This window comes from Brevundimonas subvibrioides ATCC 15264 (assembly GCF_000144605.1).
In the GTDB taxonomy this organism is placed as follows: domain Bacteria; phylum Pseudomonadota; class Alphaproteobacteria; order Caulobacterales; family Caulobacteraceae; genus Brevundimonas; species Brevundimonas subvibrioides.
Map to the genome: position 1 here is coordinate 2,134,083 of NC_014375.1, position 19,096 is coordinate 2,153,178.

The window sequence follows — 19,096 nt, forward strand, 5'->3', positions numbered from 1 at the left end:
AGCGGCCCGTCAGCGGCCGCAGAGGGAGTAGACACCATGGCGACCGATCCACGCGAAATCGTCGACAAGGCCGCGATGTCGCGGTTCCAGTGGACCGCGGTCCTGCTGATGGTCGGGCTGAACGCGCTCGACGGCTTCGACGTCCTGTCGATCAGCTACGCCTCGCCCGGCATCGTGCGCGACTGGGGCATCGACCGCGCCGCGCTCGGCATCGTCCTGTCGATGGAGCTGCTGGGCATGGCGGTCGGCTCGCTGTTCCTCGGCGGCGTGGCCGATACGCTCGGCCGACGCCGGACCATTCTCGGATGTCTGCTGGTCATGGCGATCGGCATGTTCGCCGCGGCGACCGCCCACGACCTGACGACGCTGTCGATCTACCGCGTCTTCACCGGCCTGGGCATCGGCGGGATGCTGGCCTCGATCAACGCCGCGGTGGCCGAGGCCGCCAACGCCAGACGCCGCGCCCTGTGCGTCGTGCTGATGTCGGCCGGCTATCCGATCGGCTCGGTCATTGGCGGCATGATCTCCGGCCAGTTGCTCAAGGTCTACGACTGGCCGGCCGTGTTCATCTTCGGCGGCGTCATGACTCTGCTGTTCGTGCCCCTGGTCCTGTGGCGCGTGCCCGAATCGATCGCCTTCGAGATGCAGCGCCGCGGCAAGGGTGCGCTCGAGCGGATCAACACGACCCTGCGCCGCATGGGTCACCCGCCCGTGGACGCCCTGCCCGATGCCCCGGCCGTGAAGCCGCGCGCCGGGATGTCGCTGCTGTTCTCCAGGCAGTTCGCGGTGCTCGCGATCCTGCTGGGGCTCGCCTACTTCAGCCACATCATCACCTTCTACTACATCATCAAATGGATCCCGAAGATCGTCGTCGACATGGGCTATGCCCCGCCGACGGCGGCCGGGGTTCTGGTCTGGGCCAGCATCGGCGGGGCGCTGGGGGCCCTGACGCTGGGCCTGCTGACCCTCAAGGCCCGGGTGACCGCGCTGACCATTCTCGCCATGCTGGCCTCGACGGCGGCGGTGATCGCCTTCGGCCGTGGCTGGGACACGCTGCAGGAGATCTCGATCGCCGCGGCCGTGGCCGGCTTCTTCACCAACGCCCCGATCGTGGGCCTCTATGCCATCGTGGCCCAGTCCTTCCCGACGCAGCTGCGGGCGACCGCGACCGGCTTCGTCATCGGCGTGGGCCGCGGCGGAGCGGCCCTGGCCCCCGTGCTGGCGGGCTTCCTGTTCCAGGCGGGCTGGTCCCTGGCCCTGGTGTCCATCATCCTCGGGCTGGGGGCGACCGTGGGGGCGGCCCTGCTGTTCGCCGCCCGAGGCCGGATCGGAGACGCCGCCCCGGTCGCGGCGAAATAGGCCGGGCCATCCCGCCAAAGAAAAGGCCCCCGTCTCGACGAGACGGGGGCCTTTCCGTTGTCAGCGATCGAACGTTCAGGCGAGGTCGAACCGGTCCGCGTTCATGATCTTCGTCCAGGCTGCGACGAAGTCCCGGACGAACTTCTCGCCCGAGTCCGCCTGCGCATAGACCTCGGCCAGGGCCCGCAGCTGCGAGTTGGAGCCGAACACCAGATCGACGCGGGTAGCGGTCCATTTCGGCGCGCCGGTCGCCCGGTCACGCCCCTCGAACTCGGCTTCCTCGTTCGAGGTCGCCGTCCACACCGTGTCCATGTCCAGCAGGTTGACGAAGAAGTCGTTCGTCAGCTGGCCGGGACGCCGGGTGAAGACGCCGTGCTGGACGCCGTCGGTGTTGATGTTCAGCGCCCGCAGGCCGCCGACCAGGACCGTCATCTCGGGCGCGGTCAGGGTCAGCAGTTGCGCCCGGTCGACCATCAGCTCTTCGGCCGTCAGGGTGTATTCCGTCTTCAGATAGTTGCGGAAGGCGTCCGCCGTCGGCTCCAGCACGTCGAAGGACTCGACGTCGGTATGCTCCTGGCTGGCGTCCATCCGGCCGGGCGTGAACGGCACCTCGACGTCGAAGCCGGCGTCCTGCGCCGCCTTCTGCACCGCCAGCGAACCCGCCAGCACGATCAGGTCGGCCAGCGAGATCTTCTTGCCGCCCGTCTGGGCCGCGTTGAAGTCGGTCTGGCTGGCTTCCAGCGCCGACAGGACCCGCGCCAGCTGCGCCGGCTGGTTGACCGCCCAGTCCTTCTGAGGTGCCAGACGGATCCGGGCCCCGTTGGCGCCGCCGCGCTTGTCGGAGCCGCGGAAGGTCGAGGCCGAGGCCCAGGCCGTGGCGACGAGCTCGGTGACCGACAGGCCGGAGGCGAAGATGCGCGCCTTCAGATCGGCGATGTCGGCCGCCTCGACCAGCGGGTGATCCAGGTCCGGGATCGGGTCCTGCCAGATCAGGACCTCCTGCGGGACCAGCGGACCGCGATAGCGGGCGCGCGGGCCCATATCGCGGTGGGTCAGCTTGAACCAGGCGCGGGCGAAGGCGTCGGCGAACTGGTCCGGGTTGGCGTGGAACCGCTTCGAGATCTCCAGATAGGCCGGGTCGGTCTTCAGGGCGATGTCAGTCACGGCCATCATCGGCTTGACCCGCTTGGACGGATCGTGCGCGTCGGGGGCCAGATCCTCGTCGGCGATGTTGATCGGCGTGAACTGCTGGGCGCCGGCCGGGCTGCGGGTCAGCTCCCAGTCATACTTGAACAGCAGGTCGAAATACCCGTTGTCCCAACGCGTCGGATGGCTGGTCCAGGCCCCTTCGAGGCCGCTGGTGATCGCGTGCGAGCCCTTGCCGCTCTCGAAGCTGTTCCGCCAGCCCAGACCCTGTTCGAGGATCCCGGCACCCTCGGGCTCGACCCCGACGTGCTCGGGATTGCCCGCGCCGTGTGCCTTGCCGAAGGTGTGGCCCCCGGCGATCAGGGCCACGGTTTCCTCGTCGTTCATCGCCATCCGGGCGAAGGTCTCGCGGATGTCGTGGGCCGAGGCCGACGGGTTGGCGTTTCCGTTCGGGCCTTCGGGGTTCACATAGATCAGGCCCATCTGGACGGCGGCCAGTGGCTTGTCGAGCTCGCGCTCGCCCTGGTAGCGGTCGTCGGCCAGCCAGGTGTCCTCGGCCCCCCAGTGCACGTCCTCGGCCGGCTCCCAGACGTCCTCTCGGCCGAAGCCGAAGCCGAACGTCTTGAAGCCCATGGTCTCCATGCCGACGTCGGCGGCCAGGATCATCAGGTCGGCCCAGCTGATCTTGTTTCCGTACTTCTGCTTGATCGGCCAGATCAGGCGACGGGCCTTGTCCAGGTTGCCGTTGTCCGGCCAGCTGTTCAGCGGCGCGAACCGCTGCGTGCCGGACCCGGATCCGCCGCGCCCGTCACCGGTGCGATAGGTGCCCGCGCTGTGCCAGGCCATCCGCACGAAGAACGGGCCGTAGTGACCGAAGTCGGCCGGCCACCAGTCCTTGGAATCGGTCTGCAGCGCCCGCAGGTCCGCCTTCAGCGCCTCGACGTCCAGCTTTTCCAGCTCGTCGGCATAACGGAAGGTCGGCGCGAACGGGCTGACCAGCGCGGAATGCTGCGACAGGATCTTGAGGTTCAGCTGGTTGGGCCACCAGTCGCGGTTCGAGCGACCGCCGAAACTGGTGTGAAAACGCACCCCGTGCCGAAGGGGGCATTTGGTGGTGGGCTCGACGATATCGCTGCCGTCCATGATCGTTCCATCCTGCCGTTTCGTGGTTGAGGACGGGAAGTCTAGCCAAGCTTACGCATTAGTCGAAGTTGAAATACTGATCTTCAGGATAGGCTCAGCCTATCATGAAGATCAGACCAGCCGGCTCTGGACCACGGCCGCCTCGATGAAGCTGGCGAACAGGGGGTGCGGCTTGAACGGCCGGCTCTTCAGTTCCGGATGATACTGGACGCCGATGAACCAGGGATGGTCGGTGCGCTCGACCGTCTCGGGCAGGACGCCGTCGGGCGACAGGCCGGCGAAGCGCAGTCCCCTGGCCTCGATCGCCTCGCGATAGTTGATGTTGACCTCATAGCGGTGCCGGTGCCGCTCGCTGATCGCCGTGGTCCCGTAGATCTCCGCGATCTTCGATCCCGGCGCCAAAGTCGAATCATAGGCCCCCAGTCGCATGGTGCCGCCCAGATCCCCGCCCTGCTGGCGCAGCACCCGCTGGTTGCCCTGCGTCCATTCGGTCATCAGGCCGACGACGGGCTCCTCGGTCGGGCCGAACTCGGTCGAGGACGCCTTGGCCAGCCCCGCCTGATTCCGCGCCGCCTCGATCACCGCCATCTGCATGCCGAAACAGATGCCGAAATAGGGGATGTTCCGCTCGCGGGCGAACCGCGCCGCCTCGATCTTGCCCTCGGCCCCGCGCTCGCCGAAGCCGCCCGGCACCAGCACGGCGTGGGCGTCCTGCAGACGCTGTTCGCAAAGCTCGCGGTCGCCCTCGAAGGTGTCGGCCTCGACCCAGTCGATGTTGACCTTGACGTTGTTGGCCACCCCGCCGTGCTGCAGGGCCTCGATCAGGGATTTGTAGGCGTCCTTCAGGACGGTGTATTTGCCGACCACGGCCACCGTGACCTCGCCGTCGGGCTGCAGGCGGCGGCGGGCGATCTCCTGCCACATCGACAGGTCGGGCTCGGGCGCGTCCTTGATGCCGAAGTGGGCCAGGACCTCGGCGTCCAGCCCCTGCGCGTGATAGTCCAGCGGCACGGCATAGATGTCGGCGGAGTCCATCGCCTGGATGACGCCGCTCTCACGCACGTTGCAGAACAGGCCGATCTTGCGCTTTTCCTCGGGCGGGATCGGGAATTCGCAACGGCACAGCAGGATGTCGGGCTGGATGCCGATGGACCGCAGTTCCTTGACCGAGTGCTGCGTCGGCTTGGTCTTCATCTCGCCGGCGGTCTTGATGAAGGGCAGCAGCGTCAGATGGACGAAGCAGGACTGGCCACGGTCCAGGTCCTGACCCAGCTGGCGAATGGCCTCGAAGAACGGCAGGCCCTCGATGTCGCCGACGGTGCCGCCGATCTCAACCAGCACGAAGTCGACGTCCTCGCCCTCGTCGGTCAGGGCGGGGGTCAGGCAGAAGGATTTGATCTGGTCGGTGACGTGCGGGATCACCTGCACGGTCGCGCCCAGATAGTCGCCGCGGCGTTCCTTCTCGATGATCGTCGAATAGATCCGGCCGGTCGTGATGTTGTCGGACTTCGCGGCCGACACCCCGGTGAACCGCTCGTAGTGGCCGAGGTCGAGGTCGGTCTCGGCGCCGTCGTCGGTCACGAAGACCTCGCCGTGCTGATAGGGGCTCATCGTCCCCGGATCGACGTTCAGATAGGGGTCGAGCTTGCGCAGCCGCACCTTGTAGCCGCGCGCCTGTAGCAGCGCGCCGAGAGCTGCCGACGCCAGCCCCTTGCCCAGCGAGGAAACCACGCCGCCCGTGATGAAGACATATCTAGCCACGGGGGATCACCTTAGAGCCGATTCGCCGAAGGATCGCCTGGCGATCCGTCATGCTGGAATGTTCTGCGGATCGCGGCACGATCCATCTGTTGAAAACGCGCTTTCACCCCCGCCTCTGATGAGGGCGGGAGGTGGGGGCGGCGGGAAGGCGGCGGAGAAACCTCCGCCGTCATCCTCAGTTTGCCGGAGTCGGTGCCGGAGCCGGAGCCGCAGTGGGCAGGCTGGCCTCAAGGTCGTTCAGCGACGGCGCGGCCGGCTGCGGCGGCGTCGCCGGATCTGCGGCCGGTGCCGTCGTCGTGGCCGGTGCGCCATCCAGAGCGATGGAGCCCACGGCATCGGCGTCCACGACCGAGCGGTTGGACCGTTCGACGTTGCCGATGATGGTCAGGCTGATGGCGCAGATCACGAAACCGGCTCCCAGCCACCAGGTCGTGGTCGTCAGCAGGTTGCCTGCCCCGCGCGCGGTCATGAAGCCCGACGGCCCGCCTCCCATGCCCAGGGCGCCGCCTTCGGAACGCTGCAACAGGATCACGCCGGTCAGGGCCAGCGAGATCAGGATCATGACGACGAGGAGAATGGTCTGGAGCATGGTCGCTTACATGTGTGGCGGGGCAGTCCGCCGATCAAGCGGCGGCGTCTATCATCCTTGGGCGTCAGCGGCAACGCGCGCCGGTTCGGCCGCCCGGATGATGGCCAGGAAACTGTCGGCCTTCAGCGACGCGCCCCCGACGAGGGCGCCCCCCACCTCGGCAACCCGGAGAATCTCGGCGGCATTGCCCGGATTGACCGACCCGCCGTACAGGATCGGCACGCGGTGCCCCCCGTCGCCCAGCCGCGCGACCAGCGCCGCGCGAATCGCGGCGTGGACCTCCGCGATCTGCTCCAGCGTCGGCGTCAGCCCCGTTCCGATGGCCCAGACCGGCTCATAGGCGACCGCGAAGGCCTGACCGGCGGCCGTGGCAGGCACCGAGGCGGCCACCTGGACGGTGACCAGGGCCACGGCCTGGCCGGTTTCGCGTTCGGCCAGCGTCTCTCCGACGCAGACGATGGGTTCCAGACCCGCGGCCACGGCGGCCTCGAACTTGGCCGCGACGATGGCGTCGGTCTCTCCGCAGGCCTGGCGTCGTTCCGAATGGCCGACGATCACAAGCCCGGCTCCGGCATCCTTCAGCATGGCTGCCGAAATCGACCCTGTATGGGCCCCGGCCGCAGCCGTATGGCAGTCCTGCCCCCCGATCTCGATCGGCCTGCCGTTCAGCGCCCAAGCCATCCGGGCGATCAGGGTCGCCGCCGGACACAGGGCCACCCGCGCCGCCGGCGCGGACCCGGACAGGCTGTCGGCCAGGGCCGTGGCCTCCACCAGATCGGCCGACAGGCCGTTCATTTTCCAATTGCCGACGATCATCTTCACGGATTGTTTCATGCGGCCCTGTCTAGGCAGCGTCTTCCCGCCTGCCAAGCCCGACGCTTGCGGGGTGTGGGTCGCCTCCCCTATACGCCGCTTATTCGTCCCCGCGGCGCGTCTCGCCGTCCGACCGTCAGGCCCACTCGATGATTTCCCTGTTCCGTGCCTTCGCCAAATCCAAGTGGGCGGCGGGTCTGTTCGTCCTGCTGATCCTCAGCTTCCTCGTCGTGGGGGGCAGCCAGACCGACATCTTCAGCAGCCTGGGGCCCAAGCATATCGTCACGGCCGGTGACCGGTCCGTGGACGCGCTCCAGTTCCGCACCGAGTTCGAACGCGTCCGCACCGGCATGCAGGAACAGGCCGGACGCCCGGTGACCAACGAGGACCTGGTCAAGGAAAACGTCCACGTCCGCTATCTTGAGGGACAGACCAACCGTCTCGGCTTCCTTGACTGGGCCTACAAGGCCGGGATCCGGGTCAGCGAGGAGCTTGTCCTGACGCGCATCCGCGAAATCCCCGCCTTCTTCAACCAGGTTACGGGTCAGTTCGATCAGGCCCAGTACGAGCAGGCCCTGGCCGCCCAGAACGTGACGCCGGTGATGCTCGAGGACGAATTCCGCGACACCGCCGTCAGCCAGCACTACGGCACGGCCATCCAGGCTGGCCTGCGCACGCCGCGCATCTACGGGGCCTTGCTGGCCGGTCAGGCCTTCCAGGTCCGCGACGGCCGCTGGTTCGAGGTGACCCAGGCGATGGCCGGCACCACCCCGGCCCCGACGGACGCCCAGCTGACGGCCTTCATCAACGAGAACGCGGCCCAGCTGCGCCGTCCCGAGTTCCGCATCGCCACGGTCCTGCTGTTCAACGACGCCCCGGGCTTCACGCCGCCCGCCATTCCCGAGGCCCGCGTCGTCGAGCGGTTCAACTTCCGCAAGGATGCCCTGTCGACCCCGGAGCGCCGGACCTTCACGACCCTGACGGTCTCGACCCAGGCGGCCGCGGATCGCATCGCCGGTGCGCTGCGCGCGGGCCAGACCCCGCAGGCCGTCGCCGAGGCCAACAGCATCCAGCCTGCGGTCTACGACGCCCAGCCCCGGAGCGCCCTGCCCGATCCGGCCGTCGCCACCGCCGTCTTCGGTCTGGCCGCCAACCAGGTGTCCGCGCCGATCCAGGGACGCGTCGGCTTCACGGTCGCCAAGGTGAGCGTGATCCTGCCCGGCACGCCCGCCACGCTCGACAGCGTCCGCGAGGCCGTGACCGCCGAGCTTCAGGAAGAGGACATGAAGGCGCGCGTCTATGCGCGGGTGGAGGCCTATGAAAAGGCGCGCACCGAGGGCAAGCCGCTGGCCGCCGCCGCCGAACAGGTCGGTGCCCGCTTCGTCCAGCTGCCGCCCTTCACCCAGGACGGGCGCCTGCCCGACGGGCAGCCGATGAATGCGCCGCCGCAGATCCTGCAGAGCGCCTATGCCCTGACCAAGGGCGGCGAAAGCGACGTGATCGACGCCGGACAGGGCCAGTATTTCGTGCTGCGCCTCGACGACATCCGCCCCGCCGCCCTGCCGACCCTGGCGGAAATCCGCGGCCCTCTGGCCGAGCAGTGGACGCAGCGTGAAAACGCCCGTCGCCTGTCGACCAAGGCCGAAGAACTGGCCACGCGCGTTCGCGGCGGTCAGGATATCGCCGCCGTCGCCGCCTCGGCGGGCGCGACCCTGATCAACCGGACCGGCCTGCAGCAGAACGCGGAAACCCAGACGGCCCTGGGCCAGGGTGTTCTGGAAGGTCTGTTCGGCCAGGCCCGCGGTCAGGTCTTCACCGGACCCGGCACGGAAAACCGCTTCGTCGTCGGCCGCGTCGATGCGGTCCGGTCCGCCGACCCGGCCACAGCCTCGCGCCTGGCGGACCAGATCCGCAGCCGGATCGGCAACGACATCGTCACCGCCGGCGTCGAGCAGCTGGTGACGGCGGCCGCCGTGCGCTCCAAGGCCAAGAACGATCCGGCCGCCGCGGTCGCAGCCCTGGGCGTCACCGCTCCGGCGGCCACGCCGACCGCTCCCGCTCAATGAGCGAGGCGACCGACCGGCACGCTCTGGTCGCGGGACTGAAGGCCGGCAAGCCGCAGATCGCGGTGCGCCGGATCATCGACGACCTCGAGACGCCGGTCTCGGCCTATCTGAAGGTGGGCTGGGGCCGTCCCCACGCCTTCCTGCTGGAGTCGGTCGAGGGCGGGGCCCTGAACGGCCGCTATTCGATCATCACGCTGGATCCGGACGTGGTCTGGCGCTGTCGCGACGGCGTGGCCTCGATCGCGCGCGGGACCGATATCGCGGCAAAGCGCTACGCCGACCAGTCGGGCGGCGCGCTCGACAGCCTTCGCGCCCTGATCGCGGAGACGCGCTTCGACCTTCCCGAGGGTCTGCCGCCCATGGCCGCCGGTCTGTTCGGCGTGTTCGGCTATGACATGGTCCGACTGCTGGAACCGCTCGGCGCGCCGAACCCCGACCCGCTGGACCTGCCCGATGCGGTCCTGACCCGGCCGTCGGTCATCGCCGTGTTCGATTCGGTGAAGCACGAGATCGTCGTCATGGCCCCGGTCTGGCCCGACGGGGACGCGGAGGCCGCCGCAGAGACGGCCGAGGCCCGGCTGGACGATTTCGAGGCGCGTCTTCGCCGGCCTTTGCTGGGCCGGTCGCAGGTCGAGCCCGCGCCCGCCATCGCGTTCGCCTCGCCCGTGGATGCCGCCGCCTATGCCGGTCTGGTCGCCGCGGCCAAGGACTACATCGGGGCGGGCGACATCTTCCAGGTGGTGCTGAGCCACCGGTTCCGCGCGCCCTGGAGCGGCGATCCGTTCGCCTTCTACCGCTCGCTGCGCCGCCAGAACCCGTCGCCCTATCTGTATTTCCTGAACTTCGACGAGTTCCAGCTGGCCGGCTCCAGCCCCGAGATCCTGGTGCGGCTGAAGGACGGCGGCGTCACGATCCGTCCGCTGGCCGGCACCCGCCCGCGCGGCGCGACGCCGGAGGCCGACAGGGCGCTGGAGGCCGAACTTCTGGCCGATCCGAAGGAACTGGCCGAGCATCTGATGCTGCTGGACCTGGGCCGCAACGACGTGGGCCGCGTCGCCGCGCCCGGAAGCGTCAAGGTGACCGAGAGCTTCGTCGTCGAACGGTACAGCCAGGTGATGCACATCGTCTCGAATGTCGAGGGTCGGGCCCACCCCGACCTCGACGCGGTGGATACGCTCCTGGCGGCCCTGCCCGCCGGCACGCTTTCGGGCGCGCCCAAGGTGCGGGCCATGGAAATCATCGACGAGCTGGAGACCGAAAAGCGCGGCGTCGGCTATGGCGGCGGCGTCGGCTACATCTCGGCAGGGGGCGAGGCCGACATCTGCATCGTGCTGCGCACGGCCCTGTTCGCCGACGGCCAGGTCTTCGTCCAGGCCGGGGCGGGTGTGGTCGCGGACAGCGATCCGGCGGCCGAATATGCCGAGACCGAGGCCAAGGCTCGTGCGCCGATGCGGGCGGCCGAGGACGCCTGGCGGTTCGAACTGGGCGCGCCGCTCAATACAGCCGGCGAGATATGACGCGCGGCGCACGCCTCGTGTAGGAACTTATTCCGTCAAAAGTCTTGCGGTCCGATGCGTCCTTCCCCACGTCGTCGCCCGGGTCTTTGACACGTCGCACATCAGGTACACAGGGGCGAGACGCCGGTGGATTTCTCATAATCTGGCACCCTGCCGACCCACCGGGATCGTTAGTGTCTGATTCCGCTGAACTATCGCACTGGCAGGCTGGCACGCGTTTTTTCGGATGGCACTGCCACCCCAGCGTTGTCCGGTCAGGCCGACGCGCTGACCGGCACCGGCTGATCCTCGATCGCCACGCCCGGCCCCAGGATCATCACCCCGGCCAGCAGCACGGCCGCCGTCGCCGCGAGCGCAGCGGCCCCCAGCGTCGCCATCACGTTGGGTCGGGGCTCGACCTCGACGAGGGCCTGCCGCGCCTGTTCGATCTGGGCCTGCATGGTCATGGAATCGCCCTCCGTCGCGAGCCCTGATCTCGAACGGCAACGGTTAACGATCCGTGTGCGCACGCGTCCGCTTGGCGGCGGGGATATCCCCCTCTAGAAGCGCCGGATGATCCTCGTCGTCGATAACTACGACAGCTTTACCTACAACCTCGTCCACTACCTGGCGGAGTTGGGCGCGCAGACGCACGTCATCCGCAATGACGACCTGACGGTCGAGGAGGCCTGGGCGCTGAAGCCCGAGGCGGTGCTGCTGTCGCCCGGACCCTGCGCGCCGGATCAGGCGGGCATCTGCCTGCCCCTGATCACCACGGCCCCAGACGACATGCCGATCCTGGGCGTGTGCCTGGGGCATCAGGCGATCGGTCAGGCCTTCGGCGGCGACGTCGTGCGGGCCAAGGCCCTGATGCACGGCAAGACCTCGCCGATCACCCACGACAATCGCGGCCTGTTCGCCGGCCTGCCGTCGCCCTTCACCGCCACCCGCTATCACAGCCTGGCCGTCGCGCGGGCCACCCTGCCCAACAGCCTGGACGTGACCGCCTGGACCGAGGACGGCGAGATCATGGGCGTGCAGCACCACGCCCTCCCGATCCACGGGGTCCAGTTCCACCCCGAATCCATCGCCACCGAACACGGCCACGCCCTGCTGGCCAACTTCCTCGATCTGGCGGGCGTCAAACGCCTGGCCATGGTCTGAGGCCGTGTCCGAGGGTTTCAAGCCGCTGCTGGCCCGGCTGGTCGACGGCCAGACGCTGAGCGAGGCCGAGGCCGGCGATTTCTTCGCCGCCTGCCTGCGCGGCGAGCCGACCCCGGCCCAGGTCGCCGCCGCCGTCACCGCCCTGCGTATCCGGGGCGAGACGGTGGACGAAATCACCGCCTTCGCCCGCGCCATGCGGGCCGCCGCCAGCCCCTTCGACCAGCCGTACGAGGTCATCGACACCTGCGGCACCGGGGGCGACGGCCAGCATACCTGGAACATCTCGACCGCCGCCGCCCTGGTCCTCGCGGGTGCCGGCCTGAAGGTCGCCAAGCACGGCAATCGCGCGCTCAGCTCGCGGTCCGGCTCGTCCGACGTGCTGTCGGCCCTGGGCGTCAACCTGACCGCCGGGCCGGAGCGCCAGAAGCGGGCGCTGGACGAGGCCGGCATCTGCTTCCTGTTCGCGCCCCACTATCACGGGGCCATGCGCCACGTCGGGCCGATCCGCGCCGAGATCGGCTTCCGCACCGTGTTCAACCTGCTGGGCCCCCTGTCCAACCCGGCGCTCGCCCGCCGTCAGGTCATGGGCGTCTACGACCCGCGCCTTCTGGAGCCTCTGGCCCAGGTGCTCGGCAACCTCGGGGCCACCCGCGCCTGGACCGTCCACGGCCAGGGTCTGGACGAACTGACCACGACCGGCCCGACCGAGGTCGCCGAATGGAAGGACGGTGCCGTCCGCCGTTTCACCGTCACCCCCGAAGACGCAGGCCTGCCCCGCGCCGACATCGCGGCCCTGCGCGGCGGCGATGCCGACGCCAATGCCGCGGCCCTGACCGCCCTGCTGGACGGGGCGACCGGGCCCTATCGCGACGTCGTCCTGCTGAACGCGGCCGCGGCCCTGGTCGTGGCGGACAAGGCCGGGGACCTGAAGGACGGCGTCGTCCTCGCCGCCCGCGCCATCGACGACGGAGCCGCCCGCACCGCGCTGTCCAGACTGGCCGCCATCACCTCCGCGCCCGAGCCCGTCGAGGCCCCATGACCGACATCCTGGAACAGATCGCCGCCTACAAGCGGGTCGAGGTCGCCGAGCGCAAGGCCGCCCGCCCGCTGGCCGAGATCGAATCGCTGGCCATGGTCGCGGGCATGCCCCGCGGCTTTCTGGCCGCGCTGCGCAAACGCTCGCACGACGGCCGCCCCGCCCTGATCGCCGAGATCAAGAAGGCCAGCCCGTCCAAGGGCCTGATCCGCGCCGACTTCGATCCGCCCGTCCTGGCCCGGGCCTATGAGGCGGGCGGCGCGACCTGCCTGTCCGTCCTGACCGACGAACCCAGCTTCCAGGGTCATGACGCCTATCTGGGCGCCGCCCGCGCGGCGACCGCCCTGCCCTGCCTGCGCAAGGACTTCCTCGTCGATCCCTGGCAGGTCGCCGAGAGCCGCGCCCTTTGCGCCGACGCCATCCTGATCATCCTGTCGATGGTCGATGACGTCCTGGCCGCAGAGCTCCTCGCCGAGGCCCGCCGCTTCGGCATGGACGCCCTGATCGAGACCCATGACGAGGCCGAGATGGCCCGCGCCGTGGATCTGGGCGGCGACCTGATCGGCATCAACAACCGGTCCCTGCGCACCTTCGAGGTCGATCTGGGGGCTACGGCCCGCTACGCCGCCATGGCCCCCGCCGGTGCCCTGCTGGTGGCCGAAAGCGGCATCTTCACGGCTGGACACGTGGCGGAGGTCGCGGCGGCCGGTGCCCGCGCCATTCTGGTCGGGGAAAGCCTGATGCGGCAGTCGGACGTCGAGGCGGCGACGATCGCGCTGCTGGAGCCCGTTTCCCGTTAAGTTGACATTAGGCAAGAACACTTACAGAACATCGACAACGGTTCACGACTTGTTCTGAAGGCGATTCCCACCATGCTGACGAAAAAGCAGCACGAACTCCTGATGTTCATCCATGAGCGGATCAAGGAGACCGGCGTCTCCCCCTCGTTCGACGAGATGAAGGAGGCTCTGGATCTGGCGTCCAAGTCGGGCATCCACCGGTTGATCACGGCGCTGGAGGAACGCGGCTTCATCCGCCGCCTCGCCCATCGTGCCCGGGCCCTCGAAGTCGTGAAGCTGCCGGAACAGGCGACGACCGGCCCGGTCCGGGGCCGACAGCCCTTCCGCCCAGACGTGATCGAGGGCGGCGGTCGTCCCCGCGCGGCCGAGCCCGCCAACGACACACGCGAACTGGTCCTGGTCGGCAAGATCGCCGCGGGCGTGCCCATCGCGGCGATCCAGCAGGACCACGGTCGCTATTCGGTGCCCGAGGCGATGCTGGGGGCCGGCGAGCACTACATGCTCGAGATCGAAGGCGATTCGATGATCGAGGCTGGCATCCTCAATGGCGATCTGGTGGTCATCAAACGCGTCGACACCGCCTCGTCGGGCGAGATCGTGGTCGCCCTGGTGGAGGGCGAGGAGGCGACGCTCAAGCGTCTGCGCAAGAAGGGCAACTCCATCGCCCTCGAGCCCGCCAACCGCGCCTACGAGACCCGCATCTTCGGTCCGGATCAGGTCGAGGTCCAGGGCAAGCTGGTCGGACTCATCCGCCAGTATCACTGACGGACCGAGTCGACGCCGGCGTCGGTGGCATCCGGCTCCACGGCCGGTCGCCCCGGACGTCCGCTGACCAGACCGCGCGCCACCCCTGCGGCGTCCGCCACAGCTCGACGGCACCGCCACGCGCATGGTCGACCCCATCCAGCACCAGCCGGCCGTCGCAGGCCTCGGGCAAGGCCGACACCGTCGCCCGCACGCTGACCAGAGGTGCCGATTCGCAAAGGACCGTCAGAGCTTCGGGGTCCGGTGCGGTCGTGCCCCACCAGACGGCGACGGGTGCCGTGCCGCTGACGGGCGCGCACGAATACCGCTCGCAGAGCCAGCCCTCCTCAGCCCGTTCCGAAAGCGTCAGTCCCCGCCGCCGCGACCACAGGTCGGTGGCGAACTCGCGCACGCCCGGCCGTATCACGACCGCCTGACCGCTCCGGCTGAAGGCCGCATTGGTCCCTCCGTCCCCGATCCAGACCGTCGGCGTCGGGGCTCGCGGCCAGATCAGCACGGCGCAGACGAACGGCAGTCCGGCCCACCGCAACCGCCCCTGCCACAGGCAGACGAACAGCACCCCCAGGAACGAGATCGGCAGCACATAGTCCGGCGCGCTGGCGATGGTCTGGACCGCACCGGGCAGTCCTGAAACCCAGTGCCCGACCGCCAGCATCGCATCGACCCCCCGGCCCGCCACCCACAGGAACGGTCCGCCCAGCCCGATCGGCTCCAGCAGCGCGCCCAACGCCAGCGCCGGCATCATGATGAAGTCCGCGATGGGAGAGGTCGCCAGATTGGCGATCAGACCGAATACGGCCGTCCGGTTGAAGTGCTGGATGGCGAACGGTCCGGTCGCCACGCCCGCGACCAGACTGGCGGTCACCGCGACCACCAGCCAGTGTCGCGCCGACTGGAACAGCGCGATCGGCCAGGGCACCGACAGTTCCCGCGTCCGCGGCGGCCAGGCCTCGGTCAGGGCCACCAGCGCCGCCGTCGCCGCGAACGACATCTGGAAGCCGGGCGTCACGATGGCCTCGGGCTGAAGGATCAGCACCACCATGGCCGCGACCGCCAGCCCGTGCATGCTGATCGCCTGCCGATCGAGCAGGATGGCCGCGAACGCGATGGACGCCGTGATCGCCGCCCGCTCGGCCGGGGCGGGCGCACCGGACAGGATTAGATAGCTCCACACCGCGACCACGCCCGCGACCGCCGCCACCTTCTTTCCCGAGACCCTCAGCGCCAGCCAAGGCCAGGCCGCCACGCCGAACCGCACCAGGAAGAAGGCGAACCCGCCCACGATGGCCATGTGCAGGCCCGAGATCGACAGGATGTGCGCCAGTCCGGAATCGCGCATAGCGTCCAGATCGTCGCGCTGGATCCAGGTCTCGTGGCCGGTCGTCATCGCCGCCGCGATGCCGCCCGTCCGCTCGCCCAGCCGGTGGACGATTCGCTGGGCCAGCCCGAACCGGATCGCATTGACCCGCATTGCCATCCGCAGGCTCCAGGGCGCTGTCGGCAGGATGGTCGACCGCGTCTCCGCCAGCGCGAAGGCCGTCCCGCCCAGCCGCTCGAACCACGCCCCGCGTCCGAAGTCATAGGCACCCGGGCTGGCCGGTGGCGGGGGCGGGTTCACGATGGCGAACAGCCGGATGGCCGAGCCCGGCACCGGCGGATCGCCCCTGACCGTCGCCCGCAGCCGGATCGGCGTGGCCTCGGGAGCCAGACCCCGGATGCGCACGGGCGCGACGACCACCCGATGTCCCCGGTCACCCGGACTGTCGACGTCGACGACCCAGCCCTCGATCACCGTCGGTTCGGCCATCGCCGGCGCGATCGGTGCGGCCACCCGGTCGCTTCGGACCTTTGCGCCCGCCAGTCCGCAGGCAAGACAGGCGAGCAGCATCAGGGGCAGGGTCACGCGCCGTCCCGTCCCGCGCCTCCGCGCCGCCAGCCAGGTCGCGCCGGTCACCGCCGCAGCGACCGCCAGCGGCCACAGTGGCGGCTCGCTCCTGAGCGCGAAATAGATCGCGGCCCCGCCGCCGAAGGCCACCGGCGCCAGCAGCCGCCAGCGCAGGGACTGCGCGCGCGCTTCGTCCGCGATCCAGGCGAAGAACCGATCGCGCAGTGGGCTGGGCTTTGCGGCGTCGGGCGGTATAAGGGCGGCCCGTCCGGACACGCCCCCCATGACCTCCTCTTCCGACCCCCAAGTCGTCACCCGCTTCGCCCCGTCGCCGACCGGCTATCTGCACATAGGCGGCGCAAGAACGGCACTTTTCAACTACCTTTACGCGAAAGGTCGCGGCGGGAAGTTCCTCGTCCGCATCGAGGACACGGACCGCGAGCGTTCGACCGACGACGCGGTCAAGGCGATCTTCGATGGCCTCAGCTGGCTGGAGCTGTTCGCCGACGAGGAGCCGGTCTTCCAGCACGCCCGCGCCGATCGCCATCGCGAGGTGGTGGATCAGCTTCTCGAGCTCGGGGCCGCCTACCGCGATTTCACCTCGGCCGAGGAAACCGGCCGGCTGCGTGACGAGGCCAAGGCCGCCCGCACGACCTTCGAATCGCCCTGGCGCGACCGCGAGCCCACGGTCGACGACCTGTCCCGGCCGCACGTCGTCCGCTTCCGCCGTCCCCTGCCCGGCCGCGTGGTCGTCTCCGATGCCGTTCAGGGCGAGGTGAGCTGGGGCAACGAGGATCTGGACGACCTCGTTCTGCTACGGTCCGACGGAGCCCCCACCTACAATCTCGCCGTCGTCGTAGATGACCACGACATGGGCGTCACCCATGTCATCCGCGGCGACGACCATCTGAACAACGCCGCTCGTCAATCATTGATCTATGACGCCCTGGGCTGGCCCCGTCCGACCTTTGCCCACATCCCGCTGATCCACGGCCCCGACGGTGCGAAACTGTCGAAGCGACACGGGGCCCAGGCGGTCCACGAATATGCCGAGATGGGCTATCTGCCCGAGGCGATGCGCAACTATCTGGCCCGTCTCGGCTGGGCCCATGGCGACGACGAGCTGTTCGGCGACGACCAGGCGCGCGAATGGTTCGGCCTCGACGGCGTCGGCAAGGCCCCGGCAAGGCTGGACTTCGACAAGCTGGCCCACGTCAACGCCCACTGGATGCGGATGGCCGACGATGACCGGCTGGCCAAGGCCGTGCTGGACACGCACCTCACGCGTGGGCACGCCCTGGCCGAGGACGATGAATCCCGGCTTCTGCAGGCCATGCCCTTCGTCAAGGACCGGGCCCGGACCGTGCTCGAACTGGCCGACCAGACCGGCTTCGTGCTGCGGCGACGGCCGCTGCAGATCTTCGAGAAGGCCCTGCCCCTGCTGGCCGGCGACTCCGGCGAGCGAATCGCGCGGCTCCGGGACCGGCTGCGGCTGTTCGCCAGCTGGGACGTCTTCGCCCTGGAGGCCGAGCTCAAGGCCTTTGCCGAGGAAGAGGCGGTGGGATTCGGCAAGATCGGACCGGCCGTCCGGGCCGCCCTGACCGGGGACGGGGTCTCGCCGGACATCGCCAAGACCCTGTCGGCCCTCGGGCGCGAAGAATCGCTCGGCCGCTTGGATGATGCGCTGCAACAGACTAGATGACCGTGGACTACCATCGCGGGCCGGGTTCTCCCGTCCGGTCCGAACACCATCGCAAGGGCGCCTGATGACCGAAGCCTCCAAATCCGCCGGATCGGCGACCCTGACCTACAACGACACGACCGTCGACCTGCCCGTCCTTTCGGGCTCGACCGGACCCAACGTCATCGATATCCGCAAACTGTACGCGGCGACCGACGCCTTCACCTTCGACCCCGGCTTCACCTCGACCGCCGCCTGCGAGAGCGCGATCACCTACATCGACGGCGATGCCGGCGTTCTGCTGCACCGCGGCTATCCGATCGGGCAACTGGCCGAGAAGTCGAACTTCATCGAAGTCTGCCACCTGCTGCTGAAGGGCGAACTGCCGACGGCGGCGGAGTATGAGGCGTTCGAGAACGTCGTCACCCGCCACACGATGCTGCACGCGCAGTTCGACCGTTTCTTCGAAGGCTTCCGCCGCGACGCGCACCCGATGGCGATCATGGTCGGGGCCGTCGGCGCCCTGTCGGCCTTCTATCACGACAGCCTGGACATCCATGATCCGGTGCAGCGCGACATCTCGGCCATCCGCCTGATCGCCAAGATGCCGACGATCGCGGCCCGCGCCTACAAATACCACATCGGCCAGCCCTTCGTGTCGCCGCGCAACGACCTGAACTACGCCGAAAACTTCCTGCGCATGTGCTTCGCCGTCCCGGCCGAGGACTATGTCGTCGATCCGAAGATGGCCCGCGCCATGGACCGGATCTTCACCCTCCACGCCGACCACGAACAGAATGCCTCGACCTCGACGGTGCGCCTGGCGGGTTCGTCGGGCGCCAACCCGTTCGCCTGTATCGCCGCGGGCATCGCCTGCCTGTGGGGCCCGTCGCACGGCGGGGCCAACGAGGAAGCGCTGACGATGCTGAAAGAGATCGGCACGCCCGACAAGATCCCCGAGTTCATCGAGGGCGTGAAGGCCAAGAAATACAAGCTGATGGGCTTCGGCCACCGCGTCTACAAGAACTACGACCCGCGTGCGACGGTCATGAAGCAGTCGGCCGACGAGATCCTCGATCTGGTCGGGGCCGAGAACGATCCCCTGTTCCAGGTGGCCAAGGAACTGGAGCGCATCGCGCTGAACGACGAGTATTTCATCGAGCGCAAGCTGTTCCCCAACGTCGATTTCTATTCGGGCATCACCCTGTCGGCGATGGGCTTCCCGACCTCGATGTTCACCGTGCTGTTCGCGCTGGCCCGCACCGTCGGCTGGATCGCCCAGTGGGAAGAGATGCTGGCCGATCCGGCGCAGAAGATCGGCCGCCCGCGCCAGCTGTACACCGGCCCGACCCAGCGCGATTACGTGCCGATCCAGTCGCGCGGCTGATCGGC

The 19,096-nt window shown here is 69.0% G+C and carries 15 protein-coding genes; 9 read left to right on the forward strand and 6 right to left on the reverse strand.

All coding sequences use genetic code 11. From position 1 onward, the window contains the following. Positions 1–36 precede the first annotated feature (36 nt). Positions 37–1,359 carry an MFS transporter gene (locus BRESU_RS10585; protein ID WP_013269544.1) on the forward strand — a complete coding sequence of 441 codons (1,323 nt, stop codon included), beginning with the start codon at positions 37–39 and terminating at the stop codon, positions 1,357–1,359. A gap of 75 nt (positions 1,360–1,434) precedes the next feature. Here the strand turns inward: BRESU_RS10585 and katG are convergent, their stop codons facing one another. From katG to tpiA, 4 genes are all read right to left on the reverse strand, one after another. Next, positions 1,435–3,648 (reverse strand): catalase/peroxidase HPI, encoded by a 2,214-nt coding sequence (katG, locus tag BRESU_RS10590; protein WP_013269545.1) that lies wholly within the window; start codon positions 3,646–3,648, stop codon positions 1,435–1,437. 111 nt (positions 3,649–3,759) lie between these two features. Beyond that, the gene (locus tag BRESU_RS10595) at positions 3,760–5,409 is read right to left on the reverse strand and encodes a CTP synthase (RefSeq protein ID WP_013269546.1); all 1,650 of its coding nucleotides are present in this window, start codon (positions 5,407–5,409) and stop codon (positions 3,760–3,762) included. A 175-nt stretch (positions 5,410–5,584) separates the two neighbouring features. Further along, complete coding sequence (secG, locus tag BRESU_RS10600) at positions 5,585–5,998, reverse strand: preprotein translocase subunit SecG (RefSeq protein ID WP_013269547.1); 414 nt, start codon at positions 5,996–5,998, stop codon at positions 5,585–5,587. 51 nt (positions 5,999–6,049) lie between these two features. Next, positions 6,050–6,832: a triose-phosphate isomerase gene (tpiA, locus tag BRESU_RS10605; protein ID WP_013269548.1), complete on the reverse strand. Its 783-nt coding sequence runs from the start codon at positions 6,830–6,832 to the stop codon at positions 6,050–6,052. A gap of 128 nt (positions 6,833–6,960) precedes the next feature. On the opposite strand from tpiA, the gene BRESU_RS10610 reads away from it, so the two are divergent. After that, a complete protein-coding gene (locus BRESU_RS10610; protein ID WP_013269549.1) occupies positions 6,961–8,877 on the forward strand; it encodes a peptidylprolyl isomerase in 1,917 nt (638 codons plus the stop codon). Continuing rightward, positions 8,874–10,394, forward strand: a complete 1,521-nt coding sequence (gene trpE, locus BRESU_RS10615; protein WP_013269550.1) for an anthranilate synthase component I — start codon at positions 8,874–8,876, stop codon at positions 10,392–10,394. The genes BRESU_RS10610 and trpE overlap by 4 nt, the downstream gene beginning before the upstream one ends. A 254-nt stretch (positions 10,395–10,648) precedes the next feature. Here trpE and BRESU_RS17695 read toward each other — a convergent pair whose 3' ends face one another. After that, positions 10,649–10,840 carry a hypothetical protein gene (locus BRESU_RS17695; protein ID WP_013269551.1) on the reverse strand — a complete coding sequence of 64 codons (192 nt, stop codon included), beginning with the start codon at positions 10,838–10,840 and terminating at the stop codon, positions 10,649–10,651. A 106-nt stretch (positions 10,841–10,946) separates the two neighbouring features. Here BRESU_RS17695 and BRESU_RS10625 point away from each other — a divergent pair, with 106 nt between their 5' ends. The 4 genes from BRESU_RS10625 to lexA all read left to right on the forward strand — a co-directional run bounded on the left by BRESU_RS10625 (position 10,947) and on the right by lexA (position 14,138). After that, positions 10,947–11,537 (forward strand): anthranilate synthase component II, encoded by a 591-nt coding sequence (locus BRESU_RS10625; RefSeq protein WP_013269552.1) that lies wholly within the window; start codon positions 10,947–10,949, stop codon positions 11,535–11,537. A 4-nt stretch (positions 11,538–11,541) separates the two neighbouring features. Continuing rightward, the gene (trpD, locus tag BRESU_RS10630) at positions 11,542–12,576 is read left to right on the forward strand and encodes an anthranilate phosphoribosyltransferase (RefSeq protein WP_013269553.1); all 1,035 of its coding nucleotides are present in this window, start codon (positions 11,542–11,544) and stop codon (positions 12,574–12,576) included. After that, positions 12,573–13,373, forward strand: a complete 801-nt coding sequence (gene trpC / locus BRESU_RS10635) for an indole-3-glycerol phosphate synthase TrpC (RefSeq protein WP_013269554.1) — start codon at positions 12,573–12,575, stop codon at positions 13,371–13,373. Before trpD ends, trpC begins: the two co-directional genes overlap by 4 nt. Positions 13,374–13,445: 72 nt before the next feature. After that, positions 13,446–14,138 carry a transcriptional repressor LexA gene (gene lexA / locus BRESU_RS10640; protein WP_013269555.1) on the forward strand — a complete coding sequence of 231 codons (693 nt, stop codon included), beginning with the start codon at positions 13,446–13,448 and terminating at the stop codon, positions 14,136–14,138. Here the strand turns inward: lexA and BRESU_RS10645 are convergent. Then, complete coding sequence (locus BRESU_RS10645; RefSeq protein ID WP_156796151.1) at positions 14,119–16,308, reverse strand: ComEC/Rec2 family competence protein; 2,190 nt, start codon at positions 16,306–16,308, stop codon at positions 14,119–14,121. The two genes, lexA and BRESU_RS10645, sit on opposite strands and share 20 nt — an antisense overlap. Between BRESU_RS10645 and gltX the strand changes: the two genes are divergently transcribed. Together gltX and gltA are read left to right on the forward strand one after the other, a co-directional pair. Further along, entirely contained in the window at positions 16,307–17,725 is a 1,419-nt protein-coding gene (gltX, locus tag BRESU_RS10650) for a glutamate--tRNA ligase (RefSeq protein WP_013269557.1), read from the forward strand. The genes BRESU_RS10645 and gltX overlap by 2 nt on opposite strands. Positions 17,726–17,789: 64 nt before the next feature. Further along, a complete protein-coding gene (gltA, locus tag BRESU_RS10655; protein ID WP_013269558.1) occupies positions 17,790–19,091 on the forward strand; it encodes a citrate synthase in 1,302 nt (433 codons plus the stop codon). Positions 19,092–19,096: the final 5 nt, after the last annotated feature.

Coding starts and splice junctions, on each gene's coding strand:
- gltA (WP_013269558.1), top strand. CDS start 17,790: ATGACCGAAGCCTCCAAATCCGCCGGATCGGCGACCCTGACCTACAAC.
- BRESU_RS10610 (WP_013269549.1), top strand. CDS start 6,961: ATGATTTCCCTGTTCCGTGCCTTCGCCAAATCCAAGTGGGCGGCGGGT.
- gltX (WP_013269557.1), top strand. CDS start 16,307: ATGACCTCCTCTTCCGACCCCCAAGTCGTCACCCGCTTCGCCCCGTCG.
- BRESU_RS17695 (WP_013269551.1), bottom strand. CDS start 10,840: ATGACCATGCAGGCCCAGATCGAACAGGCGCGGCAGGCCCTCGTCGAG.
- BRESU_RS10645 (WP_156796151.1), bottom strand. CDS start 16,308: ATGGGGGGCGTGTCCGGACGGGCCGCCCTTATACCGCCCGACGCCGCA.
- trpE (WP_013269550.1), top strand. CDS start 8,874: ATGAGCGAGGCGACCGACCGGCACGCTCTGGTCGCGGGACTGAAGGCC.
- BRESU_RS10625 (WP_013269552.1), top strand. CDS start 10,947: ATGATCCTCGTCGTCGATAACTACGACAGCTTTACCTACAACCTCGTC.
- secG (WP_013269547.1), bottom strand. CDS start 5,998: ATGCTCCAGACCATTCTCCTCGTCGTCATGATCCTGATCTCGCTGGCC.
- katG (WP_013269545.1), bottom strand. CDS start 3,648: ATGGACGGCAGCGATATCGTCGAGCCCACCACCAAATGCCCCCTTCGG.
- lexA (WP_013269555.1), top strand. CDS start 13,446: ATGCTGACGAAAAAGCAGCACGAACTCCTGATGTTCATCCATGAGCGG.
- BRESU_RS10585 (WP_013269544.1), top strand. CDS start 37: ATGGCGACCGATCCACGCGAAATCGTCGACAAGGCCGCGATGTCGCGG.
- trpC (WP_013269554.1), top strand. CDS start 12,573: ATGACCGACATCCTGGAACAGATCGCCGCCTACAAGCGGGTCGAGGTC.
- tpiA (WP_013269548.1), bottom strand. CDS start 6,832: ATGAAACAATCCGTGAAGATGATCGTCGGCAATTGGAAAATGAACGGC.